Below are 21252 nucleotides of genomic sequence, written 5' to 3'. Positions count from 1 at the left end.
ATGAACCTCACCGATAAAACCGTCCTCATAACAGGAGGCGCATCAGGCATTGGTTATGCTGCGGTTCAGGCTTTTTTGGGCCAGCAGGCCAATGTGGTTGTGGCGGATATTGATGAAGCGCAGGGAGAAGCAATGGTACGAAAAGAAAATAATGACAGGCTGCACTTTGTGCAAACGGACATTACAGACGAAGCTGCCTGCCAGCACGCAGTTGAATCGGCGGTTCATACATTTGGCGGACTCGATGTCTTGATTAATAATGCAGGCATCGAAATCGTGGCGCCTATTCACGAGATGGAGCTCAGCGATTGGAACAAGGTGCTGCAAGTCAATTTGACCGGCATGTTTTTAATGAGCAAACATGCACTCAAGCATATGCTGGCCGCCGGCAAGGGCAACATCATTAATACGTGCTCTGTCGGCGGACTCGTGGCATGGCCTGATATTCCTGCCTATAACGCCAGCAAAGGCGGGGTTTTGCAGCTGACTAAATCAATGGCCGTTGATTATGCGAAGCATCAAATTCGCGTGAACTGCGTATGCCCGGGGATCATCGACACACCGCTGAATGAAAAATCATTCCTTGAAAATAACGAAGGCACACTTGAAGAGATCAAAAAAGAAAAGGCGAAGGTAAATCCGCTGCTGAGGCTTGGGAAACCTGAAGAAATCGCAAACGTGATGCTGTTTTTAGCCTCGGATTTATCAAGCTATATGACCGGAAGCGCCATCACCGCAGACGGAGGATACACCGCACAATAGAGAAGGAGTGTTTTACATATGGAGAGAAAAACAGTATTGGTCATCGCTGATCTTGGAGGCTGCCCGCCGCACATGTTTTATAAAAGCGCTGCTGAAAAATATAACCTGGTCAGCTTTATTCCAAGACCTTTTGCAATTACAGCCTCCCATGCAGCATTGATTGAAAAATACTCGGTCGCGGTCATAAAAGATAAAGACTATTTTAAGAGTTTAGCTGATTTTGAGCATCCTGACTCCATTTATTGGGCGCATGAGGATCATGACAAGCCTGAGGAAGAGGTCGTCGAGCAAATCGTCAAGGTTGCCAAAATGTTTGAGGCGGATGCCATCACAACAAACAATGAATTATTCATTGCCCCGATGGCGAAAGCCTGTGAACGTCTGGGCCTGAGAGGTGCCGGCGTGCAGGCAGCCGAAAATGCCAGAGATAAAAATAAAATGAGGGACGCTTTTAATAAGGCCGGAGTCAAATCGATCAAAAACAAACGAGTCACAACTCTTGAGGATTTCCGTACTGCTCTTGAAGAGATCGGCACACCTCTTATCTTAAAGCCTACATACTTAGCGAGTTCAATCGGTGTAACGCTGATTACGGACAATGAGACGGCAGAAGATGAATTTAACAGAGTCAATGACTATCTGAAATCAATTAACGTGCCAAAGGCGGTTACGTTTGAAGCGCCGTTTATCGCTGAAGAATTTTTACAGGGTGAGTACGGAGACTGGTATCAAATAGAAGGGTACTCCGACTATATCAGTATAGAAGGCATTATGGCTGACGGTGAGTATTTCCCGATCGCCATTCATGATAAAACGCCGCAAATCGGGTTTACAGAGACATCCCACATTACGCCGTCCATTCTGGATGAAGAGGCAAAAAAGAAAATTGTCGAAGCTGCCAAAAAGGCAAATGAAGGGCTTGGCCTGCAAAATTGCGCAACACATACAGAGATCAAGCTAATGAAAAACAGAGAACCGGGTTTAATTGAATCGGCAGCCAGATTTGCCGGTTGGAATATGATCCCTAACATTAAAAAGGTTTTCGGCCTTGATATGGCGCAATTATTATTAGATGTCCTCTGTTTCGGAAAAGACGCCGATCTGCCGGACGGATTATTGGATCAAGAGCCTTATTATGTTGCCGACTGCCATTTGTACCCGCAGCATTTCAAACAAAATGGCCAAATTCCTGAAACTGCTGAGGATTTGGTCATTGAAGCGATCGATATTCCGGACGGGCTTTTAAAAGGGGATACTGAAATCGTTTCTTTTTCGGCCGCAGCACCAGGCACTTCAGTTGATTTGACATTGTTTGAAGCTTTCAATTCCATTGCTGCATTTGAACTGAAAGGCAGTAATTCACAGGATGTGGCTGAATCAATCAGACAAATTCAGCAGCATGCAAAGCTGACGGCAAAGTATGTGCTGCCAGTATGAAACAGCTGAAACCCAACTCTAAATACTTGCTTTACGGGCAGGCGCTATCGTTCATGGGAGACTATTGTGTTCTCCCTGCCCTGCTCATTTTGTCTACATATTATCACGATTATTGGGTGACGTCCGGGGTCATCGTGGTCAGAAGCATTCCGATGGTGTTTCAGCCGTTTTTGGGGGTTCTGGTCGACCGGTTAGACAGAATTAAGATCATGCTGTGGACGGATATCATCAGAGGCATCATCTTTTTGGGGCTCACATTTCTTCCAAAAGGCGAGTATCCGCTGATTTTTCTGGCCCTGCTGTTTATTTCTTATGGAAGCGGCGTGTTTTTTAATCCCGCCCGTCTCGCTGTCATGTCGTCCTTGGAATCAGATATTAAAAGCATCAACACGTTATTTGCAAAAGCGACAACCATCTCCATTATCGTCGGGGCGGCTGCCGGAGGGCTCTTTCTGTTAGGGGGATCTGTAGAGCTGGCTGTTGCCTTTAACGGTGTGACATACCTGGTTTCGGCATTTTTTATCAGCCGTATCAAGCTGCAATTTGTGCCGATTCAATCTGAAAACATTAAAGAGGCCTTTCAGTCTTTTAAGGAAGGACTCAAGGAAATCAAAACCAATGCATTCGTATTAAACGCCATGTTTACGATGATTACAATGGCTTTGCTGTGGGGAGTTGTGTACAGCTATTTTCCGATTGTCAGCCGCTTTTTGGGTGACGGGGAAATCGGCAACTTTATTCTCACATTCTGCATCGGTTTCGGCGGCTTTATCGGAGCGGCGCTTGTCGGCAAATGGGGCTTTAACAATAATAGAGGCCTGACGTACTTTACCGTTTTATCCATTGTCTCGCTGGCGCTGTTTTTATTCACGCCGATTTTCGCTGTTTCTGTCATCGCGGCGATCCTCTTTTTCATCGCGATGGAATACGGGGAAGTGCTTGCAAAAGTGAAGGTTCAGGAAAATGCGGCAAACCAGATTCAAGGGCGCATTTTTTCAGTGGCTGAAGCGTCTATCGGATTATGCATTTCTATTGGTTCAATGTTCATTAACATCCTCAGCGCTCCGGTCATTATGGGGCTGATTGTCGTGATCGTATGCGGTTTGTTTCTGCATACGAAGCTCGTCAACAAATCGTTTTTGGAACGGGATAACAAAACGGAGCAAAAAGGAGTCTTTTAGATGGAAATAACACCGTCCGATGTCATCAAGACACTTCCAAGGCAGGAGTTTTCTCTCGTTTTTCAAAAGGTAAAGGAATTGGAAAAAACGGGGGCCCATATCATTAATCTCGGACAGGGGAACCCTGACCTTCCCACTCCGCCGCATATTGTGGAGGCTTTGCGGGAGGCGTCTTTGAATCCTTCGTTTCATGGATACGGCCCTTTCAGGGGCTATCCTTTTTTGAAAGAAGCAATCGCTGCTTTCTATAAAAGAGAATACGGCGTGACAATCAATCCTGAAACGGAGGTCGCGCTTTTCGGAGGCGGGAAAGCCGGTTTGTATGTGCTGACACAATGCCTGCTCAATCCCGGAGACATCGCTTTAGTCCCGAATCCAGGCTACCCTGAATATTTATCAGGGATTACGATGGCGCGAGCTGAGCTTTACGAAATGCCGCTGTATGAAGAAAATGGCTATCTGCCGGATTTTGAAAAGATTGATCCAGCCGTGCTGGAAAAAGCGAAGCTTATGTTTTTAAACTATCCGAACAACCCCACTGGAGCTGTGGCTGATGCGGCTTTTTATGCAAGAGCTGCTGCTTTTGCAAAAGAGCATCATATCCATTTGATTCATGATTTTGCATACGGAGCGTTTGAATTCGATCAAAAACCGGCCAGCTTTCTTGAGGCAGAGGATGCCAAAATTGTCGGAGCAGAGCTTTATTCATTTTCAAAAACATTTAACATGGCCGGCTGGAGAATGGCGTTTGCGGTTGGGAACGAAAAGATCATTCAGGCCGTCAATGAATTTCAGGATCATGTATTTGTCGGCATGTTCGGCGGGCTGCAGCAGGCAGCGAGTGCGGCGCTTTCTGGAGATCCGGAGCATACGGAATCGTTGAAACGAATTTATAAGGAACGAATTGACTTTTTTACGGCGCTTTGCGAAAAGGAACTGGGCTGGAAGATGGAAAAGCCAAAAGGAACCTTTTACGTATGGGCTGAAATTCCGAATACGTTTGAGACATCTCACCAATTTTCCGATTACTTGCTGGAGCATGCCCATGTCGTAGTCACACCGGGCGAAATTTTTGGAAGCAACGGAAAAAGGCATGTCAGAATCTCAATGGTGTCGAAGCAGGAGGATCTGCGGGAATTTGTCACGCGGATTCAAAAGCTGAACCTGCCGTTCGGGTCATTACAAGAAACATCCCGCTAAAAAGCGGGATGTTTTTATATGCTTTTCATGCTGCCGCCGTCAGCGGAAATTTGTTGCCCCGTGATGTAGGAGGCTTCCTCAGAGGCAAGAAATGCGGCGAGCGCTGCGGTTTCTTCGGCTGATCCGACCCGTTTCATCGGAATCCCGGAAGCAATCTGTTCTTCTGCTTTCTGTTTGGATATGCTGTTCTTTTTCATCACATTTTCCACAAATTGATGATAACGGTCTGTAGCGATAAAACCAGGATTCAGACAGTTGACAGTAATGTTGTGAGGAGCAAGCTGGATGGAAATATTTTTACTGGCGTTAATTAAAGCGGCATTCATCATACTGTTTGTGAACATGTTGGCGCTGGGTTCCTTCCACAGATTTCCGACAATGTTGATGATTCTGCCAAACTCGTTTTGTTTCATCAGTGAGGAAGCACGCTTGATTGCGTCAATATAGGCAACGGTCTTTTGAGTGAACGTGGCCGTCATATCCTCTATATTGCAGTTATCAAATGTGTCAGGCGCGCCGCCCGGGATATTATTAATCAGAACATCAAGCCGTCCGCATTGAGATTCGATTGCCTGAAAAATGGCCGCTCTCGTATGCTGGTCAGACATATCGCCCGCAAGGACAATGACGCTCGCCTCAGGATGCTTGGCCAAAATGTCTTCTTTGACAGATTCAATATTATCCAAATTTCGCGAATTAATGACGAGGGAAAAGTGCTGGTCTGCTAATTTCAGAGCGATTGCTTTCCCAATCCCTTGACTGGCTCCCATAACAAATGCGTTTCGTTTTGACAAATAACTGCACCCCTTTGAAAAAAATGGATTATTATCTACATCGTAAGAAAAAACGAAGAAAATAGCAAATTTTATTTAAATTCTGATAAAGGAGAATTGAAAAACTCCCGCCGGATAGGGCGGGAGGGGATATTATACATATAAGAATTGAGGAAGTGTATCAAGCGAAAGGTGATTGCCGACAAAGAATGAACCAAATTCGCCATAGCGAGCGCTGACTTCGTCAAAACGCATTTCGTACACTAGCTTCTTGAATTGAAGGACATCATCGCTGAATAATGTAACGCCCCACTCGTAATCGTCAAAGCCGACAGAGCCGGTGATGATCTGTTTGACTTTGCCCGCATAGCTGCGGCCGATTAAACCGTGGCTTCTCATCAAGTTTCTGCGTTCCTCCATTGAAAGCATATACCAGTTGTCGTTGCCGGATCTTCTTTTATCCATTGGATAGAAGCATACATATTTTGATTCCGGCAGTTCAGGGTAAAGGCGCGCGCGCACATGCGGATTTTCGTAAGGATCGCCGTCACCGCTTGCCAAGTAGTTGCTCAGCTCTACCACTGATACGTAGGAGTATGCCGGAATGGTGAACTCAGCAAGTCTTGATTTGTTGAATTCAAGCTCAATTTGATTTAATTCTTCCATTGTAGGACGAAGGATCATCAGCATAAAATCAGCTTTTTGGCCGACGATGCTGTAAAGAGTTTGGGATCCTTTTCCTTCTTTTTGGGCTACGCCCCATTTTTCAAGCAACCCGGTGAATTCATGTATGATAGATTGGCGCTCATCACTGGACAGAAGCTTCCAGGAAGCCCAATCCATTGTGCGGAAATCATGAAGCGCATACCAGCCGTCAAGCGTTTTTGCCGCTTCATTCGTCATTTGCTGTTCACTCATTTATCTTCACTCCCATTATCTTTTCATGATTGCCTTCACTATACCATAGTTTATCCGATTCTACTGTGGAGAAACCTTGAACATCCCTTCCGTATAACTCCAACAAAATAGAAGAACCTATAAAGGAAGATTGAGTCACTTAAATTAGTTAGAAAAATAAGATTTTTTTATGAAAGCGCTATAATGAAAGTTGGCTGTTTGAATTTGATTGGAAGAAGAGTATGCTAGTAAAAGAAAGCGTTTTTGTAACTTTTTGAGGAGGTTTTATTGTGGCAGATTTATTTTCAACAGTGCAAGAAAAAGTAGCTGGAAAAGACGTTAAAATTGTATTTCCTGAAGGCTTAGACGAGCGTATTTTAGAAGCGGTCAGCAAGCTTGCAGGAAACAAAGTGCTGAATCCGATTGTGATCGGCAATGAAAATGAGATCCAAGCAAAAGCAAAAGAATTGAACCTTACGCTGGACGGCGTTAAGATTTATGATCCTCATACATATGAAGGCATGGAAGACCTTGTACAAGCATTCGTAGAACGCCGCAAAGGCAAAGCGACTGAAGAACAGGCTCGTAAAGCATTATTAGACGAGAACTACTTCGGTACAATGCTGGTGTATAAAGGACTTGCAGACGGACTTGTAAGCGGAGCTGCTCACTCAACTGCTGACACTGTCCGCCCGGCTCTTCAAATCATCAAAACAAAAGAAGGCGTGAAAAAGACTTCCGGCGTGTTCATCATGGCTCGCGGAGAAGAGCAATACGTATTCGCAGATTGTGCGATCAACATTGCGCCTGACAGCCAAGATCTTGCCGAGATTGCGATCGAAAGTGCCAATACGGCAAAAATGTTCGACATTGAGCCTCGCGTGGCAATGCTCAGCTTCTCTACAAAAGGCTCAGCAAAATCTGATGAAACAGAAAAAGTAGCGGATGCAGTGAAAATCGCGAAAGAAAAAGCGCCTGAACTGACTCTTGATGGCGAATTCCAATTTGATGCTGCATTTGTTCCATCTGTAGCTGAGAAAAAAGCGCCGGATTCTGAGATCAAAGGGGACGCTAACGTATTCGTATTCCCAAGCCTTGAAGCAGGAAACATCGGCTATAAAATCGCTCAGCGTTTGGGCAACTTTGAAGCGGTAGGACCAATCCTGCAAGGTTTAAATATGCCTGTAAACGACCTTTCAAGAGGATGTAACGCTGAAGATGTTTACAATCTCGCATTAATTACAGCGGCGCAAGCACTGTAATAAAAATGAAGACGATGGCAGCTCTCGACCGAGGGCTGCCTTTTTGCGCTTCCGTATAGCCTTCTTTACCAAGACGGATGATATGAGTACAATAAAGAAAACTAATCATAACCATATATTTCATTAATGACAGGGGTGGGGTTTTTGTATTACGACGTGCTGAAAACGTTTATAGCGGTGGTAGAAGAAAAAAACTTCACAAAAGCGGCGGAAAAGCTGATGATCTCCCAGCCCAGCGTCAGTCTGCATATCAAAAATCTTGAGAAAGAATTTCAAACGGCTCTTCTGAACAGGTCGCCAAAACACTTTACGACAACACCGACAGGAGACATTTTATATCAAAGAGCAAAGCAAATGGTGTTTCTCTACGAACAAGCCAAGGCTGAAATCTATGCGCATCATCACTATGTGAAGGGTGAATTGAAAATAGCTGCAAGCTTTACAATCGGTGAGTATATTCTTCCGCCGCTATTGGCCCAGCTGCAAAAGCTGTATCCAGAGCTGAACCTCGATGTCATGATTGGCAATACAGAGGAGGTCAGCGAGCGTGTGCGGATGCTTCAGGCTGATATCGGGCTGATTGAAGGACATACAAACGAGAATGAGCTGGAAATTGAACCGTTCATGGAGGATGAAATGTGCATTGCCGCTCCAAATCAGCATCCGCTCGCCGGGCGGAAAGAGATTTCGATCAGCGATTTGCAGAACGAAGCGTGGGTGACAAGAGAGAAAGGCTCCGGGACGAGAGAATATCTCGATCATGTACTCAGTTCAAATGGACTTCGGCCGAAATCAATGTTCACCATCAGCAGCAATCAAGGTGTAAAGGAAGCGGTGATTAACGGCATGGGACTTTCGGTTCTATCCAGAAGCGTACTGCATAAGGATTTGATCCACCGCGAAATTTCAATTCTGCATATTAAAGATTTCTCGTTAAAGCGCAAGCTGTCTTACATTCATTCTCCTCTCATGGAGAATACAAAAAATAAAGAAATTTTTATTACGATGCTGAAAAGCAATTATCAATCACAGCTGCTGAAATGATATAATAGTTTTCGTTCAATAAGCCTAACATGAAAGGGTTTTACATAGATGGCAAACCAACCGATTGATTTACTGATGCAGCCGAAATGGAGAGTCATTGACCAATCCAGTCTCGGCCCTTTATTTGATGCGAAGCAATCCTTCGCAATGGATGATACGCTGTGCATGTCCGTCGGAAAAGGCGTGTCGCCGGCGACAGCGCGCTCATGGGTGCACCACGATACAATTGTCCTTGGAATACAGGATACACGCCTCCCGTTTTTGCAGGATGGCATCTCCTTGCTGGAGAGCGAAGGATACCGTGTGATCGTACGCAATTCCGGCGGTCTTGCCGTCGTATTGGATGACGGTGTTTTAAATATCTCTCTCATATTCGAGGACGAAAAGAAAGGCATCGATATAGACAAAGGATATGAAGCGATGGTCGAGCTGATGAGACGAATGCTGAGACCGTACAACGCAAAGATCGAAGCCTATGAAATTGAAGGGTCTTATTGTCCCGGCAGCTATGACCTCAGTATAAATGGCAAAAAGTTCGCCGGCATCTCTCAGAGACGCGTTCGCGGCGGAGTCGCTGTTCAAATTTATCTCTGTGCGGATAAAAGCGGCAGTGAAAGGGCCGACTTGATCAGACGATTCTATCAAGCGGCGCTGAAAGACAAACAAAACGATAAAAAAGGCGTCTATCCGGAAATACGTCCGGAAACGATGGCGTCCTTAAGTGAGCTTCTGCAAAAAGACATCTCCGTACAAGACTTAATGTTCGCTTTATTGACGGAATTAAAAGCGTTAAGCACTCATCTTTACTCTGCCGGACTGTCCACTGATGAGGAAATGGAATTTGAGAAAAACCTCGTCCGGATGGCTGAGCGGAATGCAAAGGTATTTGGGTGAACGTTCTTCGCATGCCGGCTGTATATGCCGGCATGCATTTTTTATCACAAGCGGCATTTTACCCCAATAATCTTATTTTCAGATAAATCCTTCTTACATACAGATAACCACAGCAAAAAGAAAAACGATAAAATGACATCAGCATCCATATTAAAGGGGAGAGGCAGATGAAAGGGAATATTTACAGCCTTTTTGTATTGATTGCGGCTTTTTTCTGGGGGACCACGGGAACCGTTCAGGCATTGGCTCCAGAAAGCGCCACACCGCTGGCATTTGGAGCGTTCAGGTTATTAATAGGAGGAAGCGCCATGCTGCTTGCGGTTTGGATCAGCCGGGAGCTTCACGTGAAAAATTGGTCATGGCCGCTCGTATTTTTAGCCGCTGTTTGTATGGCGTGTTACCAGCCGCTGTTTTTCACAGCGGTTAAAGAAACGGGAATTGCAGTGGGAACTGTGATTGCCATCGGCAGTGCGCCTATCATTGCCGGGACCCTCGAATGGGCTGTATTGAAGAAACGCCCGCGAAACTCCTGGTGGATTGCGACTGTGCTGGCTTTAGCGGGTTGCTGGCTTCTGTTTTCCGACAGTTCCAATGTTCGGATTGATGTGGCTGGTGTTCTTATGGCGCTTGGAGCGGGTGCTTCTTTTGCAGGCTATACGCTCATCAGTAAAGCGATGATGAAAACCCAGCCTCCGCGAGCGACCTCCGCCGTTGTATTTATGATCAGCGCCATCTTGCTGACGCCGCTATTATGGCAGTCAGATATCTCGTGGATATGGACCCCTAGAGGACTGGGAACAAGCCTTTACATCGGGTTAATTGCAACATGTGCCGCATACTTTTTGTTTGCGAAAGGGCTTACCGGGGTTCCGGCCTCGGCGGCGGTCACGCTGTCTTTAGCTGAACCGCTGACGGCTTCATTGCTTGGTGTGTTTTTCATAGGGGAAATGCTTTCGCCTTCCTCGTGGCTGGGCATTGCGCTTATGATGCTGGGGCTTTTGGTCATTTCTGCTGCGCCTCGGAAACAAAAAACGGCCGAGGCAGCTCACATGTCTTAATAGATTCACATAAGCTTGGCCTCATTTTACAAGAATAGCTGATCCGGCTGCAAAATGAGGAAATTCTCTTTTCTCAATAGAAAAGAGGATTTTGTACATGGCGAAAATCCCAAAACAGCTGCCCGTTTTGGGATTTTTCTATGTCATTCCGCTAATTTTTCTAAATTGCCGTTCCGGTCCATTTTGAAGGACGGAGAGGCATGTTCATCTTCTTCAAATAAAACTAGCTTTCTGGCTCTGTTCATAATTTTCACCAAGGTTTCATAATCTTCTTGGATCGTTTTTTGGTCTTTTTCAAGCTTTTGAACTTCTGCCTCTAGCTGCTCTGTTTTGTTTTGCAATTCCTGATTTTCTTTCTTTAAACGCTCGTTTTCCATTTTTAATGCTGATGATTGCTCGTTATTGCCTTCGTAATTCTGCAGGAAGCGGATCACATCATTCATCGTCATCTCAGGCGCAGCTGCAGGCGTTTGAGGAGACAATAAGTGTGATAGACTAGCTAACTCTTCCTTAAAGCTTTCATCAACAAAAGGCATATGTTCGCCAGACATTAAAGGTTGCTCATTTTCGACAGATGGTGTTTCCATTTTAACCGGCTCTTCTGCAGCGGTTTCTTGAATGATTTCAGGATCAACGGCAGGAGGCTGATATAATAATCTTTTTTTCGCGGGCTGCCCGTTTCCGAGCGCTCTCATCCGCTGTTTTCGTTGTTTCTTCGCAAGCTGGAGCGCTTTTTCATATTGATGGCGGACCACTGCATTCCATCTGAATCCGCAGGCTGCGGATGTCCGGTTTAATTTATCGCCGACTTCTTCAAAGGCGTTCAGCTGAGTGCTGCCCTCCCTCACATGCCGAAGCACTGTTTCGGCTAAAAGCAGATCGTTTTCCTCTGACCAAGCGTCTTGTCGCTGTTTTGTCATTTATCTCAACTCCCATTTTTCTATTCATGGTATTAGAATGTCCAGGTTGGAAAATATTTATACAAATTGGCTGAAAGAATAGGAGATACGAAGGATGGAGCGGCTTGCAGGAACAGTCGAATCCTTGTAAAATGAAGAGTGATGTGATTTTTTTTTGAAACGTGATTTTAGGTTATTCACATAGATGAACATAGAAATGAAGGGAAGCGTACGTCATGGCTAATGAATTTCGAGTGTGTGATGATTGCCAAGCCACTAATATCAAAACATTGCTGCCGCGTTTGAAAGAAGTGGACCCGGACGCAAAGGTTGAGGTAGGATGCCAATCTTATTGCGGGCCCGGACGGAAAAAATCATTTGCTTTTGTGAACAATCGCCCGCTGTCAGCTCCGACAGAGGATGAGCTGATTGACAAAGTAAAAAAGAAAATAAAAAAGTAAAAACATATTTTTTCTTAGCCTCGGCCCTCAGGTCAGGCTTTTTTGCTTCACAAGATGTGTTTTTCATGAAGATGGAACAAATCGCCGGGCAAATTCAAGGATGTTTTCAAAGAATAGAGTCGATATAATAGAAACACGGCTAAAAAAAAGAGGGAATGACGATGGCGTATCCAAATGGAAAATTATCAGAAGAAAAAGTGTTTAAAGATCCGGTGCACCGCTATGTTCATGTTCGGGACAAGCTGATATGGGATTTAATCGGAACCCGTGAATTTCAGCGTCTCCGCAGAATTAAGCAGCTCGGAACGACCTATTTGACGTTCCATGGGGCTGAGCACAGCCGGTTCAACCATTCTCTCGGTGTCTATGAAATTGTCAGAAGAATGGTTGATGACGTCTTTAAAGGCCGCCCTGAATGGGATGACAGTGAGCGCGAACTCTGTTTGGCTGCGGCGCTGCTTCATGACCTCGGGCACGGGCCGTTCTCGCATTCATTTGAAAAGGTCTTTCACCTTGACCACGAGGATTTTACAAGAGGTATCATTTTGGGAGACACGGAGGTTAATCAGGTGCTCAGAAAGGTGAGCCCGGGTTTCCCTCAGGATGTTGCTGAAGTCATTGCCAAAACATATAAAAACAAGCAAGTGGTCAGCCTGATTTCGAGTCAGATTGACGCAGACCGCATGGATTACCTCCAGCGCGACGCATATTATACGGGCGTCAGCTACGGCCATTTTGATATGGAGCGGATTCTTCGGGTGATGCGGCCGCGCGAGGATCAGATCGTCATTAAAGAAAGCGGAATGCACGCTGTCGAAGACTATATCATGAGCCGTTACCAAATGTACTGGCAGGTCTACTTCCATCCTGTGACCAGAAGTGCAGAGGTCATTTTAACGAAGATTCTTCACAGGGCGAAGCAGCTGCACGATGAAGGCTATGTCTTCACTCACGCTCCGGTTCATTTCTATTCTATTTTTGAAGGGAAATTGACACTGGAGGATTATGTAAAGCTGGATGAATCTATTATTTTGTATTACTTCCAGGCCTGGGAGGATGAAGAAGACGTGATTTTATCCGACTTGTGCCGCAGATTCATTAACCGCCAGCTTTTCCAATACGTTGAATTCAATCCTAATGAAGAAATGTCGGCTTATTTTGAGCTGACTTCATTGTTCAAAGAGGCGGGGATCGATCCGAGCTATTATTTGGTCGTTGATTCTTCATCAGATCTGCCATACGATTTTTACCGACCGGGAGAGGAAGAGGAGCGTCTGCCGATCCATCTCTTGACGCAAAACGGCCAAATTAAAGAGCTGTCCAGGCAGTCGGCTATTGTGGAATCCATCTCAGGTAAACGGCGGACGGACCACAAGCTGTACTATCCAAAGGACTTGATTTGTGACGGCTCTAAACATCCGGAAGCGAAAATGAAAATCCGGCAGCTGCTGGGACTGACATAGAAATTGGAAAGAAGGAAAAAGGAGATGTCGGGAATTTGTTGAAAGAACATGCAAAACTGATGAAGGTGTTCTCGGATTCTGGAGAAATCATCGGGCGAAAGAAGCTGCAGAAAATGATTTATATCGCCAAGAAAATGCAGTTACCTTTCTATGAGAAATATGATTTTCACTTTTACGGACCATATTCAGAGGAACTGACGCTCCAGATTGAAGAGCTGTGCAACCTTGGATTTCTGCATGAGGTGAAGGAAAAAAAGGGCGGCTACTTTCAATACCGGTATTCGCTGACTGAGACAGGCTCCGCATTTTTAGACCATGCTGATCTGGACATGCCGGATATGAAAGGCTATATCGACAGTGTAAACAGCCGTTCATCACGGTTTTTAGAGCTGGTTTCCACGATCCTTTACTTTGACGGGCTTGAGGATGAGGAAAAGAAAGAAAAAGTCTTTACCATCAAAAGTAAGCAAAAATATACAAATGAAGAATATGACGAAGCGCTTCAATACATAGAGGAACTGAAGCAGATTTGTTAACCATACCAAGCAAAAGAAATGAATCGTTTCTTTTGCTTTTTATATTGACAAAAGCTGCTAAGAGATTCATTATGGATAATAGTTATCCATAATGAATCAGGAGTGAATAGGATGAAAATGAAATCAGGAATGGAGCAGGCGGTTTCTGTGCTGCTGTTACTGTCACGGCTGCCTGTACAGGCTTCTTTGACGTCAGAGGCTATAAGCCAGCGATTGCGCGTGTCTCCGTCTTACTTGAAGAAGCTGATGAGAACATTGGTTCAAGCCGGTTTGGCAGAATCCTTACCAGGGACGAAGGGCGGTTTTACCCTGACGAAGCCTTTGGCTGACATTACGCTTTATGATGTTTATCAAGCGGTCGAAGGCAGAGGTTCGATGTATCAGGGGAAAGGCCTGCTGCAATCTGTATTTGAGGGTGAAAGTCACTGTGTGCTGGAGACAGTCATGGGGGAAATCGAGGATAAATGGTCCAATCTCATGAAAGAAGAATCCTTGCAGCATGTCATGGACAGAGTCGCGGAATTGTATGATCTTGAAAAAATAGATGAGTGGGTAATCAAGCAAGTGAAAGGGCAATTGTAATGAAAAATAGCGGGTCTATACAAGAATCAACATCATCAACAGGCATATCCGTGCTGATCGTGCTCGCACTTGGTTTCCTCATGGCAACTCTTGATGTGACCGTTGTGAATGTGGCGATGGCTGATATGAAAAACACTCTTTCAATGTCACTTTCAGGTGTAACGTGGGTTGTGGACGGGTACATTCTTACTTTTGCGTCGCTTCTGCTGGCGGGCGGAGCCTTGGCTGACCGTTTCGGCTCGAAGACGATCTATATCTTGGGTCTAGCCGTTTTTGTTCTGGCCTCCTGTTTATGCGCTGCATCTATAAATGGGCAGATGCTGATTGCCGGACGTCTCATACAGGGAATTGGAGCAGCTTTGTTTATGCCAAGCTCACTCAGCCTTTTGGCTGCCTCTTACCCTGATGAGCGGGTGCGGGCGAGAATGTTTGGGCTGTGGGCCGCGCTTGTTTCCGCCGCTTCAGGCCTTGGGCCCTTTATCGGGGGCGTGCTGGTAGAGTTGGCGGGCTGGCAGAGTATTTTTCTAATCAATGTGCCAATAGGGGCTGCTGCGCTCATTTCAGCTTACCGAATCCTCAGCCGCGTTCCGGGAAAAAGCAGCCGCGTGAACATCATCGGGCATCTGCTTGGCATGATGGCTCTCGGGTTTCTTTCCTATGCTTTGATACAGGGGCCTTCAGCGGACTGGCGCTCGCCAGTGATTCTTGCAGCATTTACTGCAGCGATTTTGGCATTTGTGCTGTTTTTGCTGCGGGAAATTTCTGCAAAAGCACCCATCCTGCCGGCGTCCTTATACAAAAACGGCCGCTTCTCAGCTGCCCAATTTATCGGGTTTTTGCTGAATTTCGCCCTTTTTGGCGGCATGTTTATGCTCAGCCTTTTTTTGCAGGAAGCAGGAGGGGCAAGTTCCTTTATGGCTGGAGTGGAGCTGCTCCCGATGATGGCGGTCTTCGTGATCGGCAATCTGCTGTTTGCCCGTCTGGCGAATCGGTTTGAAGCCGGTCAGCTTATGTTTGTATCAATGTCGGTCAGCTGTATCATTGCATTGCTGTTGTTTGTGCTGATTTCTCCGGATTTTCCTTATTGGCAGCTGGCGGTGTTGATGTCTGTTATGAACCTCTGTACCGGTATTACAGTTCCTGCCATGACAACTGTGATCATGCAGGCTGCCGGGCAAAGACATGCGAATATCGCCGGTGCGGCGTTAAATGCAAACCGGCAAATCGGAGCCTTGGTCGGCGTAGCGATAACCGGGGTGATCATTCATCTGTCCGCCACTTGGTATGCTGGTGCCGGGTTTACGTTTTTGATGATGGGAGCGGCATACAGCCTCGCTGCATTACTTGTATGGCTGTTTCTGGCTGCCCATAACGGGACTGCCGCGTCAGAAAAAAATGTAAATCACTGATTGCGCTTTGTGGGAATATATAGTAAGATATAAAAAATTATTGAAACAACAGGCACTGATAAGGACACGAGATGCTTTTTACGGTTTCCAGAGAGGGAAGGACAGCTGAGATCTTCCTAACGCAGGGAAAGCAGCTTACCGCCTTTGAGCCGTATCGGGGAAAACAAGTATCTGATACCGTCATGCTGCGTTACAGCATCTTTAAGCCGATCACCATGTGTAATTGATCGGGAATTTGGGTGGAACCACGGATGATCAACACATTCGTCCCTTTTAGAGGGATGGGTGTGTTTTTTTATATGAACTACATAAATGCGTTGAAAAGGACACGAATGATAGTTACGGTTTTCAGAGAGGGAAGGTAAGGTGAGAGCTTCCCAGCTTAGGAATATCATTTACCGCCTTGGAGCAGCATTGGGGAACTGAAGTATCCAATGCCGTCTATGCTGCGTTACAGCACCGAGCCGACAATATAGTATTTGTCGGGAACTTGGGTGGAACCACGGGTTAATCACACACTCGTCCCTATCTGTGGGACGGGTGTGTTTTTTTATGAATTGAATACATGCGATGAAAAGGACATGAATGATAGTTACGGTTTTCAGAGAGGGAAGGAAAGGTGAGAGCTTCCCAGCTTAGGAATATCATTTACCGCCTTGGAGCAGCATTGGGGAACTGAAGTATCCAATGCCGTCTATGCTGCGTTACAGCACCGAGCCGACAATATAGTATTTGTCGGGAACTTGGGTGGAACCACGGGTTAATCACACACTCGTCCCTATCTGCGGGACGGGTGTGTTTTTTTATATACAACAATGAATAAGGAGTGTTCTAAAATGAGCAAACATGTACACATTCAGCTTCCGGACGGACAGATCCAGGAATATCCGAAAGGCATCACAATCAAAGAAGCGGCTGGTTCTATCAGTTCCAGTCTGCAAAAGAAGGCGGCCGCAGGTCAGGTCAACGGCAAGCTTGTTGATCTCAGTTTCAAGCTGGAGGAGGATGCTGAGCTTTCGATTGTCACACTCGATTCACAAGAAGGCTTGCAGGTGCTTCGCCACACAACAGCTCACGTGCTGGCCCAAGCAGTAAAACGGCTGTACGGCGAAGTGTCATTGGGGGTAGGGCCTGTGATTCTAGACGGCTTCTACTATGACATGAAGCTGGGGAAAAGCTTGGCATCAGGAGACTTAGAGGCCATCGAAAAAGAAATGAAAAACATAATAAATGAGAACCTTGAAATCAAACGTATAGAGGTTTCTTACGAAGAAGCTGAAGAGCTGTTTGCACAAAAAGACGAGCGGCTCAAGCTTGAGATTTTAAAGGATATTCCGCGCGGGGAGGATATCACACTGTACCAGCAAGGGGAATTCGTTGACCTGTGCCGAGGGCCGCATCTTCCTTCTACAGGGATGATCAAGGCGTTCAAACTGACAAGAGTATCAGGCGCTTATTGGCGCGGAGACAGCAAAAATGAAGTCCTGCAGCGGGTGTACGGGGTTGCGTTTCAAAAGAAAAAAGATTTGGATGCGCACCTGCATATGCTGGAAGAAGCGGCAAAACGAGACCATCGCAAGCTCGGCAAACAGTTAGGACTGTTTATGTTTTCTGAAGAAGCGCCGGGGATGCCGTTTTATTTGCCGAAAGGGCAGATTGTCCGCAATGAGCTGGAGCGCTTCTCGCGTGAGCTGCAAACAAATGCCGGCTACGATGAGGTGCGTACGCCGTTTATGATGAATCAGCGGTTATGGGAGCAGTCAGGCCATTGGGACCATTATCGCGACAATATGTACTTTTCAGAAGTGGATGATACAAGATTCGCAATGAAGCCGATGAATTGCCCCGGCCACATGCTCATCTTTAAAAACAGCCTGTATTCTTATCGGGATCTGCCGATTCGCATGGCGGAATTCGGACAGGTGCACCGCCATGAATACAGCGGCGCTTTAAACGGAATGCTTCGCGTTCGGACGTTCTGTCAGGATGACGCCCATATTTTCGTTCGGGAGGATCAGATTGAGAGTGAGATCAAAGAAGCGATTCGGCTGATTGATGAGGTATATCGGACATTTGGTTTCGAGTATTCAGTTGAGCTTTCGACTCGCCCGGAGGATTCATTGGGCGATGACAGCCTTTGGGAAGCATCGGAACGTGCCTTAGCACGCGTCCTTGAGGAGCTTGGCCTCTCTTATGAGATCAATCAAGGTGATGGAGCGTTTTACGGGCCGAAAATTGATTTCCACATAAAAGATGCCTTGAAACGCAGCCACCAATGCGCGACAATTCAGCTTGATTTTCAAATGCCGGAAAAATTTGATTTAACATATATCAACGAACTCAATGAGAAGGTTCGTCCCGTTGTCATCCACAGAGCGGTTTTCGGCTCAATCGACCGTTTTTTCGGCATTTTGATCGAGCATTACGGCGGGGCTTTTCCAGTCTGGCTCGCACCGCTCCAGGTTCAAATCATACCGGTTTCGCACGTTCACTTAGACTATTGCAGAAAGGTGCAGGCGGAGCTGAAGCAGGTGGGGATAAGAGCCGGCATTGATGAGCGCAATGAGAAGCTGGGCTATAAAATCAGAGAATCGCAGGTGCAGAAAATCCCGTACGTGCTGGTGCTTGGAGATCATGAGGAGCAGGAGGATGCGGTAAACGTCCGCCAATTCGGATATCAGCAGAATGAACACGTTCCTTTTCAGACATTTAAAGATGAGCTTGTGAAACAGGTGGAAAATCGAGGCATGTAGGATAAAAGCTGTGAATTCATATTTTGCATTTTTGACTTTCCCTATTCGGAATCAGTAAAATAATAAGTAAATCATATCGTTCGTATGTTATGAATGCATCTCGAAATGGGGAAATTTACATGGACCATGACAAACTGGAAGCAAATTTGCTGGATCACGCACTTACAAAATATTTGAAAAGCACGAAGCAATTAGATGAAGCCACCGTTCCGAAACACGTGAATAATGTAAGAGGGTTTATTCTGCGGATCATATACAGACATGGGAGCTGCACCATAAAGGATATTTTGAAGGAGGTCACACTGTCTCCCTCTGCCACGACCACAGCTCTGAATCATTTAGAGCAGGAAGGGTTTATTGAGAGATCCAGAAATAATAATGACCGCCGCACTGTATGGATTACGCTTTCTGAATCGGGCCGGGGAGCGGCTGAACAAATGATCGAAAACCGCCAGCAGCTGATTGACGGCATGTTTGAACGTTTAACAGCCGAAGAGAAAGAGACGTTCTTGGCGATTATTGCGAAGCTGGCTCAATAGGGATAATAAAAGCCGGTGCGCGAAGCGCCGGCTTTATAGAGATTATTCCATATCGCTCAGGCGTTTGCCTGCGACGGCATAATGGTCTTTTCTCATTTCTTCTATAAAGACAACAATTTTTTCTTCAGAAGCACCGGTTGTTTCCTTTACGGCTTCTGTTACTTTCTCGACAAGATTGCGTTTTTGCTCGTCTGTACGGCCTTCGAGCATTTTGACAGTTACGTATGGCATAGGTGCTGAATCCTCCTTTATCTCGTTTCCTCTCTTTAGAAAAAGAGGCTTCTTATAGTATACTGAATAAAGTAAATTCTTGCATTTTGAGAAAGAGGGATATCTCACTTGGACCGTTTTTTATATTATCCGTTATCTTTAATGCCATACCTCGTCATCACGCTAATTGTGTCGTTTACGATGCACGAGCTTGCCCACGCTTATGTCGCATACAAATTCGGTGACGATACGGCGAAAAAACAAGGAAGACTGACGCTGAATCCCATTAAACACCTTGATCCGTTCGGAACCATTTTGATTTTGGTGGCCGGCTTCGGGTGGGCGCGCCCCATTCCCGTGAATCGCCGCTTCTTTAAGAAGCCTCGGCTTGCCGGTGTGCTCGTATCTATAGCCGGGCCCGTCAGTAACCTGATTCTTGCGTTTATTGGTTTCTTTTTGTTAGTGTTGATGCATGCGTACGGAATGGAAATGCTTGCGGCGTTCAGCACGGGGCTGGATCAGTTTTTTTCTATTTGGATACAGCTGAATCTTGTCTTGTTTTTATTTAATCTGCTGCCGCTTCCTCCGCTCGATGGCTATCGAATTATAGAAGATCTCGTTCCGCCGGGCGTGCGTGCCAAAATGACGCAGGCGGAGAGCTACGGCTTTATCGTATTTTTGGTGCTGTTTGTGACGCCGCTAGGATCTTACGTGCTGTGGCCGATGCTCAATGCAGGAAGAGATTCGATTTTAAAGCTGTTTTCAGCGATATTTCAACCGCTTTTGTAGGAGGTAGAACTTCATGGAAGAAAAAAAGAAAAAATCAATCGGGTTTAATATTATCAAAAGTGATCCGACAGACGGACACGGCGGTTTTGGCGTAGGGGCACTCAGCCTTGACAACATTTCTCCCGTATTCGTTGATGTAGAGGAAAAAGAAGCGTTCGTAGACATCGGCGCCATGCATGCCCGCAGCACCGTTGAAAAAGGAATAAAATTTCTCCCGAATAAAGAAGAAGTGCCGAACGGAAAACCATACTGGCTTGTGTGGGTAACGATTGACAGAAAAGAAGAGGGGCCTTATTACGCTGGTGTGACAGCCTGTGAAATGACGGTCGACAGAAGTATCAGAAGAGGCTACAAGTCGCTGCCTGAGCATGTGAATTTGATGGATAAATCCATGAAACGGAAAATCATCGTTGATAAAATGGACGACAGCTCGAAGCGTGTACTAGGCGAATTTCTGAAAAAGCATGATCAGGGCCTATGGGACCGTTCCTCAGATGAGTTAAAAACGAGCCTGCTTCCGGAAAACAATTAATTTATGAATTTTCTGTGAACTTTTAAAGTATTTGAGATATTTTTCGTAAACATTGAGTAAACTGGTGATACAGAAATAGGACATGGAAAATCCCGAGCCGAAACAAGACTCGGGGTTTTTCATTTTTAGGGGGATATGATGTACGAAACCATTCGAGTCGGCGATTGGTTGATAAAAGCCGACGTGGAAGAAACGAGAAAGCAATATGAGAAAGATATAGAGGATATGTGTGAACGGTAACTGTCTTAACTATTACGAGGCAGTGAATGAACTGCCAGTCCAAAAAGCACAAGTATTAGAAAGTTTCGGCCTCATTCCGTCCAAATGCACAGATATAAATTATCATGGGGTAAAAGATCATCTGCACTTTTATATAGCGAGTTATTTTATAGTAGGCCGTATTGTTGAAGGAAAACAAGAATGGAATCCGAAAAAGATTGATTTCTCGTGGCATATTTCATTTTCAGTGCCGCAACACCAAATTTACATTCCTAAGGGTTTTCCAAAACCAATTATTCAGCTCGATTGTGTTACGCTTCTTCCATGGGTCATTGACCAACCATACGAATAA

The 21252-nt window shown here is 45.7% G+C and carries 22 protein-coding genes and 3 other annotated features; of the genes, 18 read left to right on the top strand and 4 right to left on the bottom strand.

All coding sequences use genetic code 11. The annotated features are described in order from the left end of the window. The 4 genes from bacC to bacF are packed head-to-tail and all read left to right on the top strand — an operon-like array spanning window position 1 to window position 4580. Window positions 1-762 (top strand): dihydroanticapsin 7-dehydrogenase, encoded by a 762-nt coding sequence (bacC, locus tag KXZ66_RS19900; RefSeq protein WP_003243359.1) that lies wholly within the window; start codon window positions 1-3, stop codon window positions 760-762. A gap of 18 nt (window positions 763-780) precedes the next feature. Next, the gene (bacD, locus tag KXZ66_RS19895) at window positions 781-2199 is read left to right on the top strand and encodes an alanine--anticapsin ligase (RefSeq protein ID WP_133954535.1); all 1419 of its coding nucleotides are present in this window, start codon (window positions 781-783) and stop codon (window positions 2197-2199) included. Then, window positions 2196-3380 carry a bacilysin exporter BacE gene (bacE, locus tag KXZ66_RS19890; RefSeq protein ID WP_019712823.1) on the top strand — a complete coding sequence of 395 codons (1185 nt, stop codon included), beginning with the start codon at window positions 2196-2198 and terminating at the stop codon, window positions 3378-3380. Before bacD ends, bacE begins: the two co-directional genes overlap by 4 nt. Beyond that, window positions 3381-4580, top strand: a complete 1200-nt coding sequence (bacF, locus tag KXZ66_RS19885) for a transaminase BacF (RefSeq protein WP_021480907.1) — start codon at window positions 3381-3383, stop codon at window positions 4578-4580. 14 nt (window positions 4581-4594) lie between these two features. Here the strand turns inward: bacF and bacG are convergent, their stop codons facing one another. Both bacG and hemQ read right to left on the bottom strand, forming a co-directional pair. Then, entirely contained in the window at window positions 4595-5374 is a 780-nt protein-coding gene (bacG, locus tag KXZ66_RS19880; protein WP_049140936.1) for an NADPH-dependent reductase BacG, read from the bottom strand. A 132-nt stretch (window positions 5375-5506) separates the two neighbouring features. Continuing rightward, a complete protein-coding gene (gene hemQ, locus KXZ66_RS19875) occupies window positions 5507-6271 on the bottom strand; it encodes a hydrogen peroxide-dependent heme synthase (protein WP_003242896.1) in 765 nt (254 codons plus the stop codon). Between the two features lie 269 nt (window positions 6272-6540). On the opposite strand from hemQ, the gene pta reads away from it, so the two are divergent. From pta to KXZ66_RS19855, 4 genes are all read left to right on the top strand, one after another. Further along, window positions 6541-7512 carry a phosphate acetyltransferase gene (gene pta / locus KXZ66_RS19870; RefSeq protein ID WP_003235941.1) on the top strand — a complete coding sequence of 324 codons (972 nt, stop codon included), beginning with the start codon at window positions 6541-6543 and terminating at the stop codon, window positions 7510-7512. Window positions 7513-7656: 144 nt separating this feature from the next. Further along, a complete protein-coding gene (gene cysL / locus KXZ66_RS19865; protein ID WP_014481233.1) occupies window positions 7657-8556 on the top strand; it encodes a cysJI operon transcriptional regulator CysL in 900 nt (299 codons plus the stop codon). Window positions 8557-8604: 48 nt separating this feature from the next. Next, on the top strand, window positions 8605-9450 hold the full coding sequence (ywfL, locus tag KXZ66_RS19860) for an octanoyl-[GcvH]:protein N-octanoyltransferase (protein WP_021480904.1): 846 nt from the start codon (window positions 8605-8607) through the stop codon (window positions 9448-9450). A 167-nt stretch (window positions 9451-9617) separates the two neighbouring features. Then, window positions 9618-10508, top strand: a complete 891-nt coding sequence (locus KXZ66_RS19855) for a carboxylate/amino acid/amine transporter (RefSeq protein ID WP_072173266.1) — start codon at window positions 9618-9620, stop codon at window positions 10506-10508. Window positions 10509-10651: 143 nt separating this feature from the next. Here KXZ66_RS19855 and rsfA read toward each other — a convergent pair whose 3' ends face one another. Continuing rightward, a complete protein-coding gene (rsfA, locus tag KXZ66_RS19850) occupies window positions 10652-11428 on the bottom strand; it encodes a prespore-specific transcription regulator RsfA (RefSeq protein ID WP_019712820.1) in 777 nt (258 codons plus the stop codon). A 215-nt stretch (window positions 11429-11643) separates the two neighbouring features. On the opposite strand from rsfA, the gene KXZ66_RS19845 reads away from it, so the two are divergent. The 7 genes from KXZ66_RS19845 (at window position 11644) to KXZ66_RS19815 (ending at window position 19150) form a co-directional block, all read left to right on the top strand. After that, entirely contained in the window at window positions 11644-11868 is a 225-nt protein-coding gene (locus KXZ66_RS19845) for a YuzB family protein (protein ID WP_003222050.1), read from the top strand. Window positions 11869-12029: 161 nt separating this feature from the next. Beyond that, on the top strand, window positions 12030-13331 hold the full coding sequence (locus KXZ66_RS19840) for an HD domain-containing protein (protein WP_064671823.1): 1302 nt from the start codon (window positions 12030-12032) through the stop codon (window positions 13329-13331). 35 nt (window positions 13332-13366) lie between these two features. Next, complete coding sequence (locus KXZ66_RS19835; protein ID WP_151869987.1) at window positions 13367-13867, top strand: YwgA family protein; 501 nt, start codon at window positions 13367-13369, stop codon at window positions 13865-13867. Between the two features lie 111 nt (window positions 13868-13978). Beyond that, complete coding sequence (locus tag KXZ66_RS19830; protein WP_032727081.1) at window positions 13979-14449, top strand: Rrf2 family transcriptional regulator; 471 nt, start codon at window positions 13979-13981, stop codon at window positions 14447-14449. Beyond that, window positions 14449-15858 carry an MFS transporter gene (locus KXZ66_RS19825; protein ID WP_151869988.1) on the top strand — a complete coding sequence of 470 codons (1410 nt, stop codon included), beginning with the start codon at window positions 14449-14451 and terminating at the stop codon, window positions 15856-15858. The genes KXZ66_RS19830 and KXZ66_RS19825 overlap by 1 nt, the downstream gene beginning before the upstream one ends. A 46-nt stretch (window positions 15859-15904) precedes the next feature. Next, window positions 15905-16133 (top strand) — a binding site (T-box leader). A gap of 33 nt (window positions 16134-16166) precedes the next feature. Next, window positions 16167-16388 (top strand) — a binding site (T-box leader). Between the two features lie 31 nt (window positions 16389-16419). Beyond that, window positions 16420-16641 (top strand) — a binding site (T-box leader). 53 nt (window positions 16642-16694) lie between these two features. Then, a complete protein-coding gene (gene thrS, locus KXZ66_RS19820) occupies window positions 16695-18611 on the top strand; it encodes a threonine--tRNA ligase (RefSeq protein ID WP_064671453.1) in 1917 nt (638 codons plus the stop codon). Between the two features lie 119 nt (window positions 18612-18730). Beyond that, window positions 18731-19150 (top strand): MarR family transcriptional regulator, encoded by a 420-nt coding sequence (locus tag KXZ66_RS19815; protein WP_003227535.1) that lies wholly within the window; start codon window positions 18731-18733, stop codon window positions 19148-19150. A 42-nt stretch (window positions 19151-19192) separates the two neighbouring features. On the opposite strand, the gene KXZ66_RS19810 is transcribed toward KXZ66_RS19815, so the two are convergent. Further along, window positions 19193-19381 carry a 2-hydroxymuconate tautomerase gene (locus KXZ66_RS19810; RefSeq protein ID WP_003222038.1) on the bottom strand — a complete coding sequence of 63 codons (189 nt, stop codon included), beginning with the start codon at window positions 19379-19381 and terminating at the stop codon, window positions 19193-19195. A gap of 108 nt (window positions 19382-19489) precedes the next feature. On the opposite strand from KXZ66_RS19810, the gene KXZ66_RS19805 reads away from it, so the two are divergent. From KXZ66_RS19805 to KXZ66_RS19795, 3 genes are all read left to right on the top strand, one after another. Further along, complete coding sequence (locus tag KXZ66_RS19805) at window positions 19490-20149, top strand: site-2 protease family protein (RefSeq protein ID WP_003243167.1); 660 nt, start codon at window positions 19490-19492, stop codon at window positions 20147-20149. A gap of 13 nt (window positions 20150-20162) precedes the next feature. Beyond that, entirely contained in the window at window positions 20163-20681 is a 519-nt protein-coding gene (locus tag KXZ66_RS19800) for a YwhD family protein (RefSeq protein ID WP_003244446.1), read from the top strand. A 262-nt stretch (window positions 20682-20943) separates the two neighbouring features. Next, window positions 20944-21252: a hypothetical protein gene (locus tag KXZ66_RS19795; RefSeq protein WP_250620098.1), complete on the top strand. Its 309-nt coding sequence runs from the start codon at window positions 20944-20946 to the stop codon at window positions 21250-21252.

Source organism: Bacillus sp. LJBS17 (assembly GCF_019334685.1).
GTDB classification, from domain to species: domain Bacteria; phylum Bacillota; class Bacilli; order Bacillales; family Bacillaceae; genus Bacillus; species Bacillus subtilis.
The sequence above is the reverse complement of the archived record's forward strand: the minus strand, read 5'-3'. Positions and strand labels throughout refer to the sequence as shown.